18 protein-coding genes are annotated in these 18,207 nt (G+C 72.9%); 6 read left to right on the forward strand and 12 right to left on the reverse strand.

The window, feature by feature from the left end; genetic code table 11:
- The first annotated feature begins 31 nt into the window (after positions 1-31).
- Positions 32-1,105: a threonine aldolase family protein gene (locus HGB54_RS12130; protein ID WP_168916637.1), complete on the forward strand. Its 1,074-nt coding sequence runs from the start codon at positions 32-34 to the stop codon at positions 1,103-1,105.
- Positions 1,106-1,109: 4 nt separating this feature from the next.
- On the opposite strand, the gene HGB54_RS12135 is transcribed toward HGB54_RS12130, so the two are convergent.
- Both HGB54_RS12135 and erm read right to left on the reverse strand, forming a co-directional pair.
- Positions 1,110-2,285, reverse strand: coding sequence for an AAA family ATPase (locus tag HGB54_RS12135; RefSeq protein ID WP_168916638.1), 1,176 nt, complete (start codon positions 2,283-2,285; stop codon positions 1,110-1,112).
- 95 nt (positions 2,286-2,380) lie between these two features.
- Positions 2,381-3,154, reverse strand: coding sequence for a 23S ribosomal RNA methyltransferase Erm (erm, locus tag HGB54_RS12140; protein ID WP_407663505.1), 774 nt, complete (start codon positions 3,152-3,154; stop codon positions 2,381-2,383).
- Positions 3,155-3,477: 323 nt separating this feature from the next.
- Here erm and HGB54_RS12145 point away from each other — a divergent pair, with 323 nt between their 5' ends.
- Genes HGB54_RS12145 through HGB54_RS12160 form a run of 4 tightly spaced genes read left to right on the forward strand, consistent with a single transcriptional unit; the run spans position 3,478 to position 7,488 of the window.
- Positions 3,478-5,184, forward strand: a complete 1,707-nt coding sequence (locus HGB54_RS12145) for a long-chain-fatty-acid--CoA ligase (RefSeq protein WP_168916640.1) — start codon at positions 3,478-3,480, stop codon at positions 5,182-5,184.
- 34 nt (positions 5,185-5,218) lie between these two features.
- Entirely contained in the window at positions 5,219-5,641 is a 423-nt protein-coding gene (locus HGB54_RS12150) for a PGPGW domain-containing protein (protein ID WP_228545841.1), read from the forward strand.
- Positions 5,642-5,650: 9 nt separating this feature from the next.
- Positions 5,651-6,661 carry an LLM class F420-dependent oxidoreductase gene (locus tag HGB54_RS12155; RefSeq protein ID WP_168916642.1) on the forward strand — a complete coding sequence of 337 codons (1,011 nt, stop codon included), beginning with the start codon at positions 5,651-5,653 and terminating at the stop codon, positions 6,659-6,661.
- A gap of 5 nt (positions 6,662-6,666) precedes the next feature.
- Entirely contained in the window at positions 6,667-7,488 is an 822-nt protein-coding gene (locus HGB54_RS12160; protein WP_168916643.1) for a fumarylacetoacetate hydrolase family protein, read from the forward strand.
- 196 nt (positions 7,489-7,684) lie between these two features.
- Here HGB54_RS12160 and HGB54_RS12165 read toward each other — a convergent pair whose 3' ends face one another.
- From HGB54_RS12165 to HGB54_RS12185, 5 genes are all read right to left on the reverse strand, one after another.
- Entirely contained in the window at positions 7,685-8,764 is a 1,080-nt protein-coding gene (locus tag HGB54_RS12165; RefSeq protein WP_168916644.1) for a zinc-dependent alcohol dehydrogenase family protein, read from the reverse strand.
- A 58-nt stretch (positions 8,765-8,822) separates the two neighbouring features.
- Positions 8,823-9,236 carry a type II toxin-antitoxin system VapC family toxin gene (locus HGB54_RS12170; protein WP_168916645.1) on the reverse strand — a complete coding sequence of 138 codons (414 nt, stop codon included), beginning with the start codon at positions 9,234-9,236 and terminating at the stop codon, positions 8,823-8,825.
- A complete protein-coding gene (locus HGB54_RS12175; RefSeq protein ID WP_168916646.1) occupies positions 9,233-9,478 on the reverse strand; it encodes a hypothetical protein in 246 nt (81 codons plus the stop codon). The genes HGB54_RS12170 and HGB54_RS12175 overlap by 4 nt, the downstream gene beginning before the upstream one ends.
- Positions 9,479-9,544: 66 nt before the next feature.
- Entirely contained in the window at positions 9,545-11,713 is a 2,169-nt protein-coding gene (locus HGB54_RS12180; protein ID WP_168916647.1) for an ATP-dependent Clp protease ATP-binding subunit, read from the reverse strand.
- 141 nt (positions 11,714-11,854) lie between these two features.
- A complete protein-coding gene (locus HGB54_RS12185; protein WP_168916648.1) occupies positions 11,855-12,559 on the reverse strand; it encodes a hypothetical protein in 705 nt (234 codons plus the stop codon).
- A 91-nt stretch (positions 12,560-12,650) separates the two neighbouring features.
- Here HGB54_RS12185 and HGB54_RS12190 point away from each other — a divergent pair, with 91 nt between their 5' ends.
- Entirely contained in the window at positions 12,651-13,325 is a 675-nt protein-coding gene (locus tag HGB54_RS12190; RefSeq protein WP_168916649.1) for an NADPH-dependent F420 reductase, read from the forward strand.
- Positions 13,326-13,352: 27 nt separating this feature from the next.
- Here the strand turns inward: HGB54_RS12190 and HGB54_RS12195 are convergent, their stop codons facing one another.
- From HGB54_RS12195 to HGB54_RS12215, 5 genes are read right to left on the reverse strand one after another with little or no spacing between them, the layout of a single operon-like run.
- Positions 13,353-14,819 (reverse strand): glycosyltransferase, encoded by a 1,467-nt coding sequence (locus HGB54_RS12195; RefSeq protein ID WP_168916650.1) that lies wholly within the window; start codon positions 14,817-14,819, stop codon positions 13,353-13,355.
- A gap of 36 nt (positions 14,820-14,855) precedes the next feature.
- Positions 14,856-16,007 (reverse strand): class I SAM-dependent methyltransferase, encoded by a 1,152-nt coding sequence (locus HGB54_RS12200; RefSeq protein ID WP_168916651.1) that lies wholly within the window; start codon positions 16,005-16,007, stop codon positions 14,856-14,858.
- Complete coding sequence (locus HGB54_RS12205; RefSeq protein ID WP_168916652.1) at positions 16,004-16,420, reverse strand: heat shock protein transcriptional repressor HspR; 417 nt, start codon at positions 16,418-16,420, stop codon at positions 16,004-16,006. Before HGB54_RS12205 ends, HGB54_RS12200 begins: the two co-directional genes overlap by 4 nt.
- Positions 16,421-16,459: 39 nt before the next feature.
- Entirely contained in the window at positions 16,460-17,449 is a 990-nt protein-coding gene (locus HGB54_RS12210) for a DnaJ C-terminal domain-containing protein (protein WP_168916653.1), read from the reverse strand.
- An 8-nt stretch (positions 17,450-17,457) separates the two neighbouring features.
- Complete coding sequence (locus tag HGB54_RS12215; RefSeq protein WP_168916654.1) at positions 17,458-18,207, reverse strand: nucleotide exchange factor GrpE; 750 nt, start codon at positions 18,205-18,207, stop codon at positions 17,458-17,460.

The following is an 18,207-nucleotide window of genomic DNA, read 5'->3' on the forward strand; positions in this document are numbered from 1 at the left end:
CCCGCCCGCCGCGCGGTGGGAGAATGAGCGCGTGACGCGACTTCATGACACCACGTACCGGGGCTTCGCCAGCGACAACTACGCGGGGGTGCACCCCGAGGTGCTGCAGGCTCTGGCCGCGGCCAACGAGGGCCACCAGATCGCCTACGGCGAGGACCAGTACACGGCCCGCCTCGCCGAGGTCGTGAAGGCCGAGTTCGGCGAGCAGGCCGAGGTGTTCCCGGTGTTCAACGGCACGGGCGCGAACGTGCTCGCCCTCACGGCGCTCATGCCGCGCTGGGGCGCCGTGATCGCGAGCGGCACCGCGCACATCCACACCGACGAGGGCGGGGCGCCCGAGCGCGTCAGCGGACTCAAGCTCTTCACGGTGCCGACGCCCGACGGCAAGCTGACGCCCGAGCTCGTCGACACGGAGGCCTTCGGCTGGGGCGACGAGCACCGCGCGCAGCCGCTCGCCGTGAGCATCACCAACACCACCGAGGTCGGCACCGTCTACACGCCGGACGAGGTGCGCGCCCTCGCCGACCACGCGCACGCCCGCGGCATGGCCCTGCACCTCGACGGCGCCCGCGTCTGGAACGCCGCCGCCGCCCTCGGCACGAGCCTGCGCGCCTTCACCGCCGACGCGGGCGTCGACGTGCTCTCGCTCGGCGGCACCAAGAACGGCCTGCTCGGCGCCGAGGCGATCGTCGTGCTCGACCCCTCGCGCGTCGAGGGGCTCGTCTACCTGCGCAAGATGAGCATGCAGCTCGCGAGCAAGATGCGCTTCATCTCGGCGCAGCTGCTGACGCTGTTCGACGACGGGCTGGGCATCCGCTCGGCGTCGCACGCCAACGCCATGGCCGCACGCCTGCGGGCCGGCCTCGAGGGGATGCTCGCCGAGGGCGCCGTGCCCGCCGAGTCGCTCGGCTTCAGCCAGGCGACCCAGGCCAACGCGGTGTTCGCGCTCCTCCCCAACGACGCCGCCGACCGGATCCGCGAGCGCTTCCGCTTCTACGACTGGGATCGCGCCGCCGGCGAGGTGCGCTGGATGTGCGCCTTCGACACCACCGAGGCCGACATCGACGCGTTCCTCGCGGTCGTGCGCGAGGAGCTGACCCGCTAGCGACTCACTCTTCGCGCTGGCGAAGTACGAACTGCGCCATGTGGGGAACAGTGAAGGCCACCAGCCCTCGGTCGGGGGCGTAAATGATCCCCTTCTCGATCAAGCTCTGACGGGACGGGCTGAGCCGCGACGGCGGGACTCCCATCCGCTCGGCGACGATAGCGCTCCTGACCGGTGCGTCTCCGCTCTCGCTCATCGCGCGCAGATAATCACGCTCGGACCGCGTCGCGCGCTCCCATCGCGCCGGGAAGAACCCCATGTCGAGTTCGGCGGTACCGGCGACGATCGCGTCTTCGGCATCGGCTTCGGTGATGAGGCGATCGCTCGCGATGTCCCACACAGCCTGCCCGTAGGTCTGCAGGAAGTACGGATAGCCGCCGGCTGCGTTCACGATCTTCGAGAGGGCCCGAGTGTCGAAGCGCACTCCCCGCTCACGCGCCGGCTCCGACAACGCCGCAATTGACGCCGCTTCGTCGAGCGCCGTGATCGCGCGGTAGCTGTACAGCCTCTCCGCGTACGACTTGCTCGCGCTCAAGGCGGCGGGAAGCGACGGGAGGCCCGCTCCGATGACATAGAAAGGCCAACCGCGTTGACCGGCGCGATGCTGAACAGCGAGAAGCGCGGCCAGCAGCTCCGGATCGAGGTCCTGCATCTCGTCGACGAAGATCGCGAACGCGCTTGACGCCGCGCTCAAGGCGGGGGCGAGATCCTCCACTAGCTCCTCGAGATCGACATCCAAGCGGCCGGAGTCCGCTCGTCCGTTCGCCGCAGGAACGTCGAACTGCAGCGTGGGGCCGGCGAGGGAGATGCCGAACGATTTCACAGTGCCCAGCGCCGACGACACCGCCTCGGAGATCGACTTGCCGCGCTGCAGCTTTCTCGCCGACAGCACCAGCGAGCGCGCGAGCCTCTGCCGCACCGCTTGTCGCCCACTCGCTTCCGAACGTCCTTCGATCTCGACGATGAACCAGTCAGCGCGCTCAGCCTGGTCTCGGAACGAATTCAGCAGCACGGTTTTGCCGACCCCCCGAAGACCGTGCAGAACGAGACCCCGGCTGGCGCGCCGTCCGCGAGTTCTCGCCACGAGGAGATCGAAAGCATCGATTTCTGCTTGCCGCCCGACGAGAGCGGGCGGACGCAAGCCGGATCCCGGGGAGAAGGGGTTCAGTGCGGATTCCATGTACATAAATCTAGCGCAATCTGCACTTTTGGTTAGATTTATGTAGATAACCCTCGAGAGCGAAGGGCGACGACGATCGAACGCGCTCGGCGGAACTAGCGAGGGCGACTCGCCCACAGGGCACCCCACTGCTCGGCGGTGATGCGCGAGACCGCGCGCTCGGCGTCGATCCCCGCGCGCCGGCACCGCTGCCTCGCCGCGCGGCGCGGCGTGCCGTCCACCCGCGCGAGCGCGAGCGTCGCCGACCCCGGCACGGAGAAGACCGCACCGACCCAGCGCTGGTAGGCGACGCGCTCGGGGGACGGCACGATCGGGGTACGTCGGCGGTCGACGAGCAGGAGCGCAGCATCCACTGCCGGTCGCGGGCGGAACGCCGTCGAGGGGATGCGGCGGTCGACGCGGAAGGAGAACCACGGCGACCACTGCGCTGTGAGCTGACTGCCTCCGCCGATGCCGGCTCGTCGCCGCGCGGCCTCCCACTGCATGATGAGCACCGCGGTCGTCCAGTGCTCGGCGGCGAGCAGTCGCCGCAGGGCCGCGGTCGTCAGGTGGAACGGCAGATTGCCGACGACGACGTGAGGCGCTCTGGGGAGCGCGGCCGTCAGGAGATCGCCGTGCACGATGCGGACGGCGTCGGGCAGGCGCGAGCGGAGGGCATCGACGCGGCGTGGGTCGAGCTCGATCGCCGTGAGCGACCGCCTGAGATCCGCGAGCGGGGTCGTCAGGCGGCCGGTGCCGGCGGCGAGCTCGACGATCGGGCCCCGCGTCGCGGCGACCGCGTCGACGACGGCGCGGATGGTGCGCGCGTCGACGAGGTCGTTCTGGCCGAGATCGTGGCGCCGGCTCGGCGGGTGGCCTGCGCGGGGGATGGAGGAGGGCGGGGTGGACGGGCTCCCGGTGTACGGGCGCGGGGACGATGATGCGGGTCGTCGAGACACGGGTGCTCCATTGCTCAGAAGAAGCCGGGCAGCACTCAGAGGCTGCGCCGGCGATGACCGGGAGAACGGTCGAGCACGGAGGAACACCGCGACAATGGTCGCGGTCGGACTTCGAGAGGGAGGGTCGCGCTCGCCGTTAGCGGCGGCACCACCGGATCAACGTCGTGTAATCCATGATGGCCACGACGCTAGCACCGCCGGTGAGCGGAACTCCACCCGGGCGCCCTCCCGGCTCGACTCGACAGAATGCCCTCATGTCCTCTGTCTTCGAGAACCGCCCCTGGCTCGACCAGTACGCCGAGGGCGTGCCGCACGACATCGAGCCCCCCACCCAGACGCTCGTCGACATGATGGACGCCTCGGTGACGCGCTACGGCCCGAACGCGGCGCTCGACTTCTTCGGCGAGACCGTCACCTACGCCCAGCTCGGGCAGCGCATCGACCGGGTCTCCGGGGAGCTCGCCGCGCGCGGGGTCGGTCACGGCGACCGCGTCGCCATCGTGCTGCCGAACTGCCCCGAGCACGTCATCGCCTTCTACGCGGTGCTGCGCCTCGGCGCCATCGTCGTCGAGCACAACCCGCTCTACACGGCCGACGAGCTCAAGCACCAGTTCGAGGATCACGGCGCCCGCGTCGCCATCGTCTGGGACAACACGGCCGCGACCGTGCGCAGCTTCGCCGACGAGCTCGGCATCACCACGATCGTCGGCGTCGACATGACGCGCTCGATGCCGCTCGGCACGCGCGCCATGCTCCGGCTGCCGATCGCGAAGGCGCGCACCTCGCGCGCGGCGCTCACCTCGGGCGGGCTGCCCTCGGGGGCCGTGGCCTGGGCCGCGCTCGAGCGCGGTGCGCGGCTCGCGGCCGGGCATCCCCGCCCCGTTCTCGACGATGTGGCAGCCCTGCAGTACACCAGCGGCACCACGGGCCGCCCGAAGGGCGCCATCCTGACCCACCGCAACCTGCGCGCCAACGCCGCGCAGGGCGGGGCCTGGGTGCCGGGCCTCGCCGAGGGCGAGGAGGTCGTCTACGCGGCGCTGCCGATGTTCCACGCCTACGGCCTCACGCTGTGCCTCACCTTCGCGATGAGCATCGGGGCGCGCCTGGTGCTGCTTCCCAAGTTCACCGTCGAGCTCGTGCTCGAGGTCATGCGCCGCACGCCGGCGACCTTCCTGCCCGCCGTGCCGCCCATCTACCAGCGGCTCGCCTCGGGTGCGGCGGAGAAGGGCGTGAGCCTCGACGGCATCCGCTTCGCCATCTCGGGCGCCATGAGCCTGCCCGTCAGCACCGTCGAGACATGGGAGGCGGCGACCGGCGGCCTGCTCGTCGAGGGCTACGGCATGACCGAGTCGTCGCCCGTCGCCGTCGGCAACCCGATCGGCCCGAGCCGACGCCCCGGCACGGTCGGCGTACCGTTCCCGAGCACGACGATCCGCGTCGTCGACCCCGACGACACCTCGATCGACCGCGGGTTCGACGAGGAGGGCGAGCTGCTGCTGCACGGGCCGCAGGTGTTCCAGGGCTACTGGAACAAGCCGGACGAGACCGCCGCGACCCTGCTCGACGGCGGCTGGCTGCGCACGGGCGACATCGTGACCGTCTCACCCGACGGCTTCATCACGATCGTCGACCGCATCAAGGAGCTCGTCATCACGGGCGGCTTCAACGTCGCCCCGAGCGAGGTCGAGCAGGTGCTCGCCGCCCATCCCAGCATCGAGAGCGCGGCCGTCGTCGGCCTCGAATCGCCGCAGGGCGGCGAGGAGCTCGTCGCCGCGGTCGTGCTCGCCGAGGGCGCGGCCCTCGACGTCGAGGCCCTGCGCGAGCACGCCAAGAAGAGCCTCGCCGCCTACAAGGTGCCCCGCCGGTTCACGGTGCTGGATGCCCTCCCGGTGTCGCTCATCGGCAAGGTGCTGCGCCGCGAGGTGCGCGAGCAGCTGCAGGCGGAGGCGGCCGCGCGCTGAGCGAGCTCCAAGCCCGAGCGCGCACGCTGGAGGGGTGACCGACTCCGAGCCGCGCATCCTGCACCCCGACGACCCCGGGTACGCCGCGGGCGACCGCGCCGCGAAGGCCGGCCCCGTGCGCGCCACGGCGAGCGCCGCGCGCGAGGCGATCCGCCAGCGGCCCGGCGTCGACAAGGTCTACCGCACGGGCGTGAAAGTGGTCGGCGGCACGACCGTCGGACTCGGCGTCGTGCTCATGCCGCTGCCCGGCCCGGGCGCCCTCATCGCCCTCGGCGGCCTCGCCGTCCTCGGCACCGAGAACGAGAAGGCGAAGAAGCTCAACCAGCAGGGCGTCGAGCTCGCCAAGCGCGCCGCGGCCGCGGCGAAGGCCCGACGGGATGCTCGGCGCGCGGCCCGCACGACGACCGAGGCGCCTTCCCAGCATCCGACCGGAGGGTCGCGCGGCACCCCGTCCTAGGCTGGCGCCATGCGATTCGGACTCTTCATCCCTCAGGGCTGGCGCCACGACCTCGTCGACATCGACTCGAGCGAGCACTGGGCGGTGATGAAGCGTCTGGCCCAGCACGCCGATGCCGGGCCGTGGGAGTCGATCTGGGTCTACGACCACTTCCACACCGTGCCGGTGCCGACCGATCAGGCCACCCACGAGGCCTGGACGCTCATGGCCGCCTTCGCCGCCGTCACCGACCGCGTGCGCCTCGGCCAGATGTGCACGTGCATGGGCTACCGCAACCCGATGCACCTGGCGAAGGTCGCCGCGACGGTCGACCACGTCTCGGGCGGGCGCACCGAGATGGGCATCGGCGGCGGCTGGTACGAGCACGAGTGGAACGCCTACGGCTACGGGTTCCCCGAGATCGGCGACCGGCTGCGGATGCTCGACGAGGGCGTGCAGATCATGAGCCAGGCCTGGCGCGAGGGCACGGCGACCCTGGACGGGCGCTACTACCAGGTGGACGGCGCGATCCTGCAGCCGCAGCCCCCGCAGCGCGGCGCCGACGGCACGCCCGCCATCCCGCTCTGGATCGCCGGCGGCGGCGAGAAGGTCACCCTGCGCATCGCCGCGCAGTACGGCCAGTACACGAACTTCGCCGGCAGCCCCGACGAGTTCACCCGCAAGAGCGAGATCCTGCGCGGGCACTGCGAGCGCCTCGGCACCGACTTCGACGCCATCACCCGCTCGTCGAACTACAACATCGTCATCGGACGCGACGCCGCCGAGGTCGCGCAGCGCGTCGACGCGATCGAGGCCCGCCTCACCCCGCACATCGGCGCCGAGAAGGCCGCGGGCGCCGTGCGCGACCTGCGCGACGGCACCGGCCTCGCCGGCACGCCCGAGCAGGTCGTCGAGCGACTGCACGCGATGGAGGCGCTCGGCATGACGTACGCGATCCTGTACTTCCCCGAGGCCGCCTACGACTCCAGCGGCATCGAGCTGTTCGAGCGCGAGGTCGTGCCCGCGCTGGCGCAGGGCTGAGCGCCGTGATCGTCGCGCGCATCTCCGAGGGCGGGCGCGAGCGGTGGGCGCGGGTCGAGGGCTCCGTGGCGCTCACGAGCGAGCGACCGCTGACGCTGGCCGAGACGGCCGCGGCGGGCGAGGGGATGCTCGAGCGCAGCATCCCGCTCACCGACGTCACCCTGCTCGCGCCGACGCTGCCCGACACGAAGATCCTCTGCGTCGGGCTCAACTACCGCGACCACGTGGCCGAGACCGGGCGGGATCTCCCCTCCCACCCCGTCATCTTCACCCGCTACCCCGACTCGCTCGTGGGGCCGGGCGCGCCGATCGTCGTCCCCGCGGTCTCGCACCGGCTCGATTACGAGGCCGAGCTGGCCGTCGTCATCGGCTCGGGCGGCCGGGCGATCCCGGCGGAGCGCGCGCTCGACCACGTGCTCGGCTACACGCTGCTCAACGACGGCTCGGTGCGCGACTTCCAGCGCCACACCGCGCAGTTCACGCCGGGCAAGAACTTCGAGGCCTCGGGGTCGGTCGGTCCGTGGATCGTCACGCGCGACGCGGTCGGCGAGCTCGGCCCGCAGGCGATCACGCTGACGCTCGGCGGCGAGCGGCTGCAGTCGTCGACGCTCGACCAGCTGATCTTCGGCGTGCCCGAACTGATCGCCTACGTGTCGACGTTCACGCCGCTGCGCCCGGGCGACATCATCGCGACCGGCACCCCCGGCGGGGTCGGCTCGGTGCGGTCGCCGCGGCGGTGGATGACGCCCGGCGAGGAGGTCGTCGTGGCGATCGACGGCCTCGGCGAGCTGCGCAACCCGATCGTCGCGGAGGTGCCGGCCGCCTGAGCGGCCTCGGGTCGCACCGGGGTCGCGCGCGCGGAGGTGTCCGCCTGCGCGCGGACTCTCGCGTCGGAAGTCTCGGAACCGCGGCCCGATCGACCGCGAATCCCGCGCAATCGGGCCGACCGCGTCACCGTTTCCGAGTTTCCCGACGCGTCCTCGCGGGCAGGCCCGGCGGCAGACCCGGCGAGGGGATGCCCGGCTAGGGCCGCAGCAGCACCTTGGTCGCGCGGCGCTCGTCCATGGCCGCGTAGGCCTCGGCCACCTCGGCGAGCGGCAGCTCGAGGTCGAACACGAGCCCGGGCTCGATCGCACCCGAGAGCACGTCGGGCAGCAGCTCCTCGACGTAGTTGCGCACGGGGGCGACGCCGCCGTTGACGCCGACGTTCGTGCCGAAGAGGGTGCGGATGGGCAGCTCCGCACCGCCGTGGGGCACGCCGACGTAGCCGACCATGCCGCCCGGGCGGGCGCTGAGGATGGCCTGCTCCATCGACTCGGCGGTGCCGACGCACTCGAGAGCGGCATCCGGACCGATGCCATCGACGAGCGCCCTCACGGCGGCGACGCCCTCCTCGCCGCGCTGCTCCACGACGTCGGTGGCGCCGAAGCGGCGGGCGAGCGCCTGCCGGTCGGGGTGGCGCGACATGATGACGATGCGCTCGGCGCCGAGGCGCTTCGCGGCGATGACGGCGCAGAGGCCGACGGCTCCGTCGCCGACGACCGCGACGGTCGAGCCGGGGCCGACGCCGGCGGAGACGGCCGCGTGGTGGCCCGTGCCCATGACGTCGCTGAGGGCGAGCAGGTGCGGGACGAGCGCCTCGTGGACCGGGCCGGGCACGACGACGAGCGAGCCGTCGGCGTGGGGCACGCGCACGCGCTCGGCCTGGGCGCCGCCGGTGGGGAAGCCCTCGCGGTCGGGGCGGCCCCACCAGTTGCCGTCGAGGCAGGAGGGGCTGACGCCGTTGGCGCAGTTGGCGCAGGTCATGTCGCAGTCGTAGAACGGGGCGATCACGAACTCGCCCACGGCGACGCCGGTGACGGCCTTGCCGATCTGCTCGACGACGCCGACGAACTCGTGCCCGATCGGGCGCGGCTCCTTCGTCTCGGTGACGCCTCGGTACGGCCAGAGGTCGCTGCCGCAGACGCAGGCCGCGACGACCCGCACGAGGGCGTCGCGCCCGCTCGCGGGCTCGCCTCCCTCGCCGGTGCCGGAGGCGAGGACGAGGTCGTCGACCTCCTCGAGGCGGATGTCGCGAGGGCCGTGGATGATCGTGGCGAGCATCCCCTCACCGTACCGACCGGGCGTGAACGCGCCCTGGGTCGCGCACCCTCGGGAGGTGCTACGCGGGTGCGGCATCGCCTCCGGGAACGAGAACGCGGCAGTGGATGCCCGGCACGCCGGCGAGGCGCCGATCCAGCGTCACGAGCGTCGTCGAGAGCTCCTCCGCGAGTGCGATGTACGCGGCGTCGTAGGCCGAGACGTTGTCGACGAGCTGCACGACGCGGCCCAGGAGCGGATCGGTCGGCCAGACATCGAGCTCGATGTCGAGCAGTCGCTCGACCATCCGAGGCAGCTCGTCGCGGAGCGCGGACCGGCGCAGTGCCATCCCGCGCAGCGCGCTCACCGCTTCGATGCGCGCGTGCGGCGGCGCCGCCCAGTGGGCGTCGTGCTCGAGCGCCGGCACGACGGCGTCGACGGCATCCCGATCGCCCGCGACGAGCGAGACGAGCACCGATGCGTCGATGACGATCACGCGCCGCGCGCCGCGCGCTCGGCGGCGAGCGAGGCCACGATCTCCTCGGCGGATGCGCTGGCGCCGTCGGGCCGAGGGCTCGACCGCAGTGACTCGATGAGTCCGCGGTTGCGCGCGGCCGCCGCCTCGCGCGCGAGCACGTCGGAGAGGTACGCCTGCAGCGACTGGTCGCGCCGCCGAGCCTCCTGCGTCAGCAGGTCGCGAACGGAGTCGGGGACGTCACGGATCTGGAGAGCCACCATGAACCCAGTATGCACCGGCGCATGCAGTTGTGCATGCACCATCCGCCCTCTCGGTGCGGCGGCCCCCTACGCCTCCGCGACCGGGGCGTCCTCCATGCGGGTCACGGCGAGCTTCTCGCCGTCCTCGCGCACGTCGACGCGCACGACGTCGCCGTCCTGGATGCTGCCGCCGAGCAGCGCGCGGGCGAGCTGGTCGTCGATCTCGTGCTGCATGAGCCGGCGCAACGGACGCGCCCCGTACACGGGGTCGTAGCCGCGCTCGGCGAGCCAGGTGCGGGCATCCGGCGTCACCGCCAGCTGCAGCCGTCGGTCGGCGAGGCGGCGCTCGAGGCGGTCGACCTGCAGCGAGACGATCTGGCCGAGGTCGGCCAGGCTCAGCGGCGCGAAGATGACGATGTCGTCGAGCCGGTTGATGAACTCGGGCTTGAAGGCCTGCCGCACCATGTCGTGCACGGCGGCCGACTTCGCCTCCCAGTCGAGGGCGGGGTCGATGAGCGCCTGCGAACCCAGGTTCGAGGTGAGCACGAGGATCGTGTTGCGGAAGTCGACCGTGCGGCCCTGCCCGTCGGTGAGGCGGCCGTCGTCGAGCACCTGCAGCAGCAGGTCGAAGACCTCGGGATGCGCCTTCTCGACCTCGTCGAGCAGGATCACCGAGTACGGGCGTCGGCGGACCGCCTCGGTCAGCTGCCCACCCTGCTCGTAGCCGACGTAGCCCGGAGGGGCGCCGATCAGCCGGGAGACGCTGAACTTCTCCCCGTACTCGCTCATGTCGATGCGCAGCAGCGCCTTCTCGTCGTCGAAGAGGTAGTCGGCGAGCGCCTTGGCGAGCTCGGTCTTGCCGACGCCCGTCGGGCCGAGGAAGAGGAATGAGCCGGTCGGCCGGTCGGGGTCGCTCACGCCGGCTCGCGTGCGGCGCACGGCCTCGCTGACGGCCGCGACCGCGTCCTTCTGGCCGATGATGCGCTTGCCGAGCTCGGTCTCGAGGGTCAGCAGCTTCTCGGTCTCGCCCTGGGTGAGCTTGTCGACGGGGATGCCCGTCCACGCCGCGACGACGCTCGCGATGTCGCCGTCGGTCACCTGGTCGTTGACCATGCGCGGCCCGGCCTCGACGGTCTCGGCCTCGACGATCTGCTGCTCGATGCGCGGGATGACCTCGTAGTTGAGCTTCGAGGCCTCCTGGTACCGGCCCTCCCGCATGGCGCGGTCGAGCTCGATGCGGGCCGAGTTGAGCTCGGTCTTGAGGTCGCCGACGGCGGTGAGGCCGCGCTTCTCGGCCTCCCAGCGCGTGGAGAGGGCATCCCGCTGCGCCGTCTTCTCGCGCAGCTCCTCGCGCAGCTTCGCCAGGCGGGCCTTCGAGGCATCGTCCTTCTCGCGCTTGAGGGCGAGCTCCTCGATCTCGAGGCGGGTGACGGCGCGCTTGAGCTCGTCGAGCTCGACGGGGCTCGACTCGATCTCCATCTTCAGGCGGCTCGCGGCCTCGTCGACGAGGTCGATGGCCTTGTCGGGCAGCTGACGGCTGGTGATGTACCGGTTGCTGAGGGATGCCGCGGCCACGAGGGCGCTGTCGGCGATCGCGACCTTGTGGTGGGCCTCGTAGCGCTCCTTGAGCCCGCGCAGGATCGCGACCGTGTCCTCGACGCTCGGCTCGCCGACGTAGACCTGCTGGAACCGGCGCTCGAGCGCGGCGTCCTTCTCGATGTACTCGCGGTACTCGTTGAGCGTGGTGGCGCCGATGAGGCGCAGCTCGCCGCGGGCGAGCATGGGCTTGAGCATGTTGGCGGCCGCGACCGAGCCCTCGCCGCCGCCCGCGCCCATGAGGGTGTGCAGCTCGTCGATGAAGGTGATGACGCGGCCGTCGCTCTCGTCGATCTCCTTGAGCACGGCCTTGAGGCGCTCCTCGAACTCGCCGCGGTACTTGGCCCCGGCGACGAGGGCGGCCAGGTCGAGGCCGACGAGCTGCTTGTCCTTGAGCGAGTCGGGCACGTCGCCCGCGACGATGCGCTGGGCGAGGCCCTCGACGACGGCGGTCTTGCCGACGCCGGGCTCGCCGATGAGCACGGGGTTGTTCTTCGTGCGCCGGCTGAGCACCTGGCTGACCCGGCGGATCTCGGCGTCGCGGCCGATCACGGGGTCGAGCTTGCCCGAGCGGGCGATCTCGGTGAGGTTGACGCCGTACTTCTCCAGCGCGGACTTCTGCTTCTCCTGGCTGGAGGGCGCGCCCTGCATGTTCGCCATGATTGTGCCGATTCCTTCGGTGTGCATCGAGCCGTGCTCAAACCTGAGCCGCGGTGGCTCAAGTTTACGCCCGTTGCGGGATGCTCCGCCAGGGCTCGCGCACGCTCACGGCGAACGCGCGGGCGTCGGGGGCCGCGCGGCTCAGGCCGTCGGCTGGGCGGGGTCGGCCGGCGCGTGGCCCGCCGGCCGCATCACGTGCGCCATCCACCACCACGACAGTGCGCCGACCGCCGCCGTCACGACGGCGTTGACACCGATCACGAGGAGCCCGAGACCCGCTTCGATCTCGCCGGAACCGCCGAACGAGGGCACGGCCTGGGTGGCGAACTGGAGCGGCAGCGAGAGGAGACCCGAGACGGTGCTGCCCGCGACCACCGCGATGCCGAGACCCGCCCACGTGATCGGCCACGCCTTGTCGTGGCCTCGCGAGCGCAGGATCCCGCGGCTGACGAACAGCGCGCCGACGATGAGGGCGATGCCCAGCAGCACGAGCACGACCCCGACCCCGACGAGCAGCTCGGTCGGGACGAAGCTCAGCACCTCGTCGAGGACGTTCTGCGCCTCGCCGCCGATCGAGGTCGCGATCGTCGCGAACAGCAGTCCGATGAAGAGCAGCAGCAGGGGGATGCCGATGAGCGGTCCGCCGATCGAGACCATGAGCATCGCCACCGCGCCCGCGATGAGGGCTCCGGCCCTCGCGCGCGGCGTCAGGGGCGGGCGCACCGGTCGGGTCGCCGCGTAGGGGTTGTGCTGCGGGGCGCCGTACTGAGGCGCGCCCGGGGCGCCGGACGCGGCCGCGGCGTTGGGGTTCGGGGGCGGCGTGACGCCGGCCTGCGGGTCGGTCATGCGCGGGACTCCTCCCGGCGATCCGCTCCGAATCGCCTCAGCGCCCAGTCTGTCGGGGAATGCTCGTGGCCGCTCGACGATTGACCCCCGCATGACTGCAATCGGAATCATCGGCTCCGGCAACATCGGCTCCCAGCTCGCGCGCGCCTTCGCGCACGCGGGCCACGACATCACGATCGCGAACTCGCGCGGCCCCGAGACCCTCGAGGAGCTCGTCGGCGAGATCAACGCCGCCACGGCATCCCACGGGGGCGGCGGCACCGTCACCGCGGGCACCGTCGAGCAGGCGGCGCAGGCCGGCGACACGGTCGTCGTGACCATTCCGCTGAAGGCCGTGCCGAGCATCCCGGCCCCGCTGCTCGCCGGCCGCACCGTGATCGACACCAACAACTACTACCCGCAGCGCGACGGGCAGATCGCCGAGCTCGACGACGAGACCCTGACCACCGCCGAGTACGTCGCCCGGCACTTCTCGGGCGCGACCGTCGTCAAGGCGTTCAACCACATCCCGAGCGACGACATCACCGCGCAGGCCGAGCCGAGCGGCACCGAGAACCGTCGTGCGCTCGCCGTCTACTCCGACGACGAGAACGCGAAGGGCCTCGTCTCGTCGCTCATCGACGAGATCGGCTTCGACCCCTACGACGGCGGAACCCTCGCCGACAGCTGGCGCATCCAGCGCGACACCCCCGCCTACGGTCCGCGCTTCACGGCGGCCGAGCTCGAGGCGAAGCTCGCCGAGGCGAAGCGCTACCGCGACATGTGACCTCGCGCCGGCGCCCTCGTCACCGACTCAGGCGCGCGGCACCACGGCCTCGAGCAGCTGCGCCCACCGGGCGGCGGCCCGCTCGGGGCCGTTCGCGTCGGCCCACGCGCGCGCGGCGGTCGACATCCGCTGGATGCCCTGCGCATCGCCCAGCACGTCGCCGAGCGCCTCGGCGAGCGCCGCGATGTCGCCCGAGGGCACGAGCCGCCCCGTCACGCCGTCCTGGATGGTCTCGCCGGGGCCGTAGGGCGCGTCGTAGCTGACCGCCGGGCAGCCGCGGGCGGCCGCCTCGAGCAGCACGAGCGACTGCCCCTCGTAGAGCGTCGTGAGCACGAGCGCGGCGGCGGTGCGCAGCTGCTCCGGGGCGGCGGGGTCGTGGCCGTGCAGCGTGACGCGGTCGACGAGCCCGAGCGCCGCGATGAGCGCGGTGAGCTCGGCGCGCAGCGCCCCGTCGCCGTAGACGTCGAGCCGCGCATCCGGATGCCGCTCGAGCACCGCCGGCCACGCCCGGATCGCGTGGTCGACCCGCTTGCCGGGGGCCAGCCGCGCGATCATGACGGCGCGCAACGGGTCGCGCGCGAGCTCGGGTCCGGGCGCCGGCTGGGCGGGGTGCGGCACGACGAACGAGCGCGCGACGTGCTCGCCGAAGCGCCCGTGCACCTCGTCGCGCTGCCGCTGCGTGAGCCAGGCGACCGCGTCGTAGTCGCCGATCGTGTCGATCCAGCCGGCCCAGCTCGCGTCCATGGGCGCGTCGGCCGTGTACGGCGGGCCGACATGGGCGCTGTGCACCGTGTGCACGACGGTCAGGCCCGGGATGCCCGTCACGAGCTCCCCGACCTGCCGGGCCTCGACGATCGCGACGACGGGAAGCCGCGCCCGACCGGCCGTCTCGTCGGAGCGGGCCGCCTCGCGCACGACGTGCAGCATCCACGCCCGGTACAGCCCGCGGAACCCGTCGAGCCGGCCGAGCTCGCGCCCATCGGCGGCGAGCACGGGCACCTCGACCTCGGCGCGCCACCAGTCGGCGCGGCCCGAGATGTAGGGCAGGCGGAAGAGCGGCCGGCCCTCGGCGTCGAGGAAGTCGGTGTGGGTGATCGCGCCCTCGGTGTCGCGGACGAGGATGCGCCAGGGGATGCCGCGCGCGTCGAGGTCGGCGGGGTCGGGGGTGCCGGTCTCCGGCCCCGGGTCGGCGGGCGCGGGCGCCAGCTCGGCCGCCTCGCGCAGGATCGCGGGATGCTCGCGCACCGCCTCGAGGATCGTCCGCAGCCGCGTTCCGTCATCGGCGAGCCCGATCGCCCGGAACCCCTCGAGGAACCCGTCCGACTCGGGCGCGAGGTCGAAGGCGAGCAGCGTCGCGCGCACCCCGGCCCGCTCAGCGAAGAGCCGCGCCCGGCTGAGCGTCGCGACCGTGTACCCGCCGTCGAGCCCCGGCCTCAGCCGGCTCGTCGCGATCAGGTAGTGGGCCGCGGGGAACGCGGCGGTCGGCTCGGGCACGGGGTTCAGGCTAGCGAGCGCGGCGGTCGGCTGCGCTCAGCGGCGGCGCGACGCCGTCACGGTGAACTTCGCGTCGCGCGCGACCTGCCGCGTCGAGCCGATGACGCGCTCGAGCTCGGGCGTGTACTTCAGGTGCGAGTTGAAGACGCACCACAGCTCGCCGCCGGGGCGCAGCACGCGCGCCGCCTCGGTGAACAGCCGGCGGGCCATGCCCGTGTGCACGGCGGCGCCCACGTGGAACGGCGGGTTGAGCAGGATGAGGTCGGCCGTGCCCTCCGGCACCCCGTCGAGCCCGTCCGCCCAGCGCGCCTCGACATCGACGCCGTTCGCCTCGGCGGTCAGGCGGGTCGAGCGCACGGCCGCCGCCGAGACGTCGGTCGCGATGACGCGGCCGGCCGGGTTCTCGCGGGCGAGCAGCGCGGCGACGACGCCGGTGCCGCTGGCCAGGTCGATCGCGGTGCTCCAGGCGGGCATCCGGTGCCGCTGCGCCAGCAGGGCGCGCGTGCCGATATCGAGGGATGCCCCCGCGAACGCCCCCGGCGCCGCGACGATCTCGAGCCCCAGCTCGGCCTCGTGCGCCCGCTCGGGCTCGCGCAGCGCCACGCCGGAGCGCGGCTCGCGCGCGGTCAGCAGCCGCGACTTCTGCCGCGCCAGCGACACGTCGATGCGGCCGAACGAGGCCTTCAGCACGTCGTTCATGCCCAGGCTCATGTGCTTGATCATGCCGCCGGCGACGAGCACGACCTCGGGCGCCGCCTCGCGGGCGACGACGCGGGCCAGCTCGTCGAGGGCGTCGAGCGCGCGCGGCAGGCGGGCGAGCACGAGGGATGCCCCGCGCACGGCATCCGCCGCCTCGTCGTGCACGGCGAAGCCCTCGAGGGCCGCGCGCCCCGCGTTGCCCTGCAGCGCCTCGCGCCCGACGATCGAGTCCTGCCAGACGTGCACCCGCGCGGCCCCGAGGGCGAGCAGGCCGAGCGTGAGCGCGCCGTGGGTGTCGCCCAGCACGGCGATCCGCGCCCGGGGATCCTGCCGCACCCGCTCGGCCACCGCGTCGAGCAGGTGCCGGTCGGCCGCGTCGACGGCGACGAGCGTCGCGTCGTCGACGTCGGGGGCGCGGCGCAGGCCCGCGAGCAGGGACTCGAGCGGGGAGGGAGGAGCGGGCGCGGACGCGCCCGGATCGACGCTCATCCGCGGCGCAGCGGGCGCCACACCACGAGCTGATTGGCCTTCTGGGTGCGGGTGCCGGCGCGCAGGCTGACGACCTCGCCCTCCGAGCCGGCGGCGAAGACGCGGCGGCCGGGGCGGGCGAGCATCTCGTCGGCGAGCGCCGCCTCGAGCGTGCGCACGCGCTCGCGCAGGCTCGTCACCTCGTTCTCGAGCTCGAGGATGCGGCGGATGCCCTCGAGGTTGAGCCCCTCCGAGCTCAGCTGCGCGATCTCGCGCAGCTGCACGACGTCGCGCATCGAGTAGCGGCGGCTCTGCCCGGCGGTGCGGGTGGGCGAGACGAGCCCGAGGCGGTCGTACTGCCGCAGGGTCTGGGGGTGCATCCCGGCCAGTTCGGCCGCGACGGCGATCGCGAACAGCGGGCTGTGCTCATCCATGCTCGCCATCCTGCCCCTCCTCGGTCTCGGTGTCAGCGGCTACGCGCGGGCGCGCGCCAGCAGGTCGTCGCGGGGGTTCTCCTCCGGCAGGGCCGCGGCGAACTCCTCGAGCTTCTTCTTCGCCTCGGCGCTCAGGTGGCTCGGAACGGCCACCTGCACCGTCGCGAGCAGGTCGCCCGTGCCCTTCGGCGTGACGACGCCGCGGCCCTTGACCCGCAGCACGCGGCCGCTGGGGGTGCCGGGCGCGACGCGCAGCTTGACGGGCTCGCCGCCGAGCGTCGGCACCTCGATCGTCGCGCCGAGCGCCGCCTCGTGAAAGGTGACGGGCACGTCGACGCGCAGGTTGAGGTGCTCGCGCTGGAACACGGGATGCGGGCGCACCTGCACCGTCAGCACCAGGTCGCCCGGCTCGCCGCCGGTCATGCTCTGCTCGCCCTTGCCGCGCAGGCGGATCTTCTGCCCGTCGGCGACCCCCGCGGGGATCTTCACGGAGAGCGGGCGCCCGCCCGAGCGCTCGAGCTGCACGGTGTCGCCCTGGATGGCGGTCATGAACTCGAGCGAGACCTGCGCCGTCTGGTCGCGGCCCTTCTGCGGCCCGCGGCCGAAGCCGGCCGGGCCGCCGGTGCCGCCCTGGGCGCCGAACAGACCGCCGAAGATGTCCTCGAAGCCGCCGCCGGCGGGGAAGCCGCCGGCCTGCGCGCGGCGCCCGCCGGGCGCTCCGCCGCCGAACATGCCGCCGAAGACGTCGTCGAAGCCGCCGCCCTGAGCGCCGCCTGCGCTGAAGCGGGCTCCCGAGCCCATGGCCCGGATCTGGTCGTACTCGGCGCGCTGCTCGGCGTCGGAGAGCACCGAGTAGGCCTCGCTGATCTCCTTGAACCGCGCCTCGGCGGCAGCATCCCCCGCATTCGAATCGGGGTGGTACTGCCGCGCGAGGGTGCGGTACTTCTTCTTGAGCTCGGCCTCCGTCGCGGTCTTCGGCAGGCCGAGCACCGCGTAGAAGTCCTTCTCGAACCAGTCGTTGCTGGCCATCGGGCGCTCTAGCCCTCCGGCGTGAAGACGGCCACCTTCGCCGCCCGCACGAGGCGGTCGCCGAGGGCGTAGCCGACCTCGATGACGTCGCCCACGGTGTTGACGGTGACGTCGGGCTTCGGCAGCTGCACGAGCGCCTCGTGGAAGCTGGGGTCGAAGGGCTCGCCCACCTCGCCCACGCGGCGCAGGCCGTACTTCTCGAACCCGGAGCGCAGCTTCTGCGCGACGAGCGCGAGCGGGCCGTCCTCCAGGTCGCCATGAGCGGATGCCCGATCGAGGTCGTCGATGGCCGGCAGCATCGTGCGCACGACCTCGGCGATGACCGCCTCGCGGTTCGCCGCGCGGTCGCGCTCGACCCGGGTGCGGAAGTTCGCGAGCTCCGCCTCGGCGCGGGCGGCGCGGTCGCGGTACTCCTCGATCTCGCGCTGCCCGGCCTCGGAGAGGATGTGGTCGATGTCGGCGTCGAGGTCGTTCGCGCCGTCGGCCGGCGCGCTCGCGGCCGCGGCCGCCCCGGGCGGGGGCTCGGCCGAGGAGGAGGTCTCGACGTCGGCGTCCTCCGCCGCGATGAGCTCCTCGGCCGAGGCCGCGTCGGTCACGGCGCCGTCCTCGGCGAGCGGCTCGGCGCCCGCGGGCACCTCGCCGTTCGCCGCGGTCACGTCGTCGATCGGCAGGTCGCGCGTCTCCCCCGTCTCGGGGTCGACGAACTTGCGCGACTTGATGACCGGTTTGCGATCGTCGTCCTTGCGCTTGCGAGCCAT

Source organism: Microcella flavibacter, assembly GCF_012530535.1.
Taxonomy (GTDB): domain Bacteria; phylum Actinomycetota; class Actinomycetes; order Actinomycetales; family Microbacteriaceae; genus Microcella; species Microcella flavibacter.

Bases quoted from the DNA above. Each gene is read 5' to 3' on its own strand.
- HGB54_RS12210 (WP_168916653.1), bottom strand. From the start codon at position 17,449: ATGGCCAGCAACGACTGGTTCGAGAAGGACTTCTACGCGGTGCTCGGC.
- HGB54_RS12175 (WP_168916646.1), bottom strand. From the start codon at position 9,478: ATGGTGGCTCTCCAGATCCGTGACGTCCCCGACTCCGTTCGCGACCTG.
- HGB54_RS12180 (WP_168916647.1), bottom strand. From the start codon at position 11,713: ATGGCGAACATGCAGGGCGCGCCCTCCAGCCAGGAGAAGCAGAAGTCC.
- HGB54_RS12190 (WP_168916649.1), top strand. From the start codon at position 12,651: ATGACTGCAATCGGAATCATCGGCTCCGGCAACATCGGCTCCCAGCTC.
- HGB54_RS12145 (WP_168916640.1), top strand. From the start codon at position 3,478: ATGTCCTCTGTCTTCGAGAACCGCCCCTGGCTCGACCAGTACGCCGAG.
- HGB54_RS12215 (WP_168916654.1), bottom strand. From the start codon at position 18,207: ATGGCTCGCAAGCGCAAGGACGACGATCGCAAACCGGTCATCAAGTCG.
- HGB54_RS12165 (WP_168916644.1), bottom strand. From the start codon at position 8,764: ATGCTCGCCACGATCATCCACGGCCCTCGCGACATCCGCCTCGAGGAG.
- HGB54_RS12205 (WP_168916652.1), bottom strand. From the start codon at position 16,420: ATGGATGAGCACAGCCCGCTGTTCGCGATCGCCGTCGCGGCCGAACTG.
- HGB54_RS12200 (WP_168916651.1), bottom strand. From the start codon at position 16,007: ATGAGCGTCGATCCGGGCGCGTCCGCGCCCGCTCCTCCCTCCCCGCTC.
- HGB54_RS12185 (WP_168916648.1), bottom strand. From the start codon at position 12,559: ATGACCGACCCGCAGGCCGGCGTCACGCCGCCCCCGAACCCCAACGCC.
- HGB54_RS12135 (WP_168916638.1), bottom strand. From the start codon at position 2,285: ATGGAATCCGCACTGAACCCCTTCTCCCCGGGATCCGGCTTGCGTCCG.
- HGB54_RS12155 (WP_168916642.1), top strand. From the start codon at position 5,651: ATGCGATTCGGACTCTTCATCCCTCAGGGCTGGCGCCACGACCTCGTC.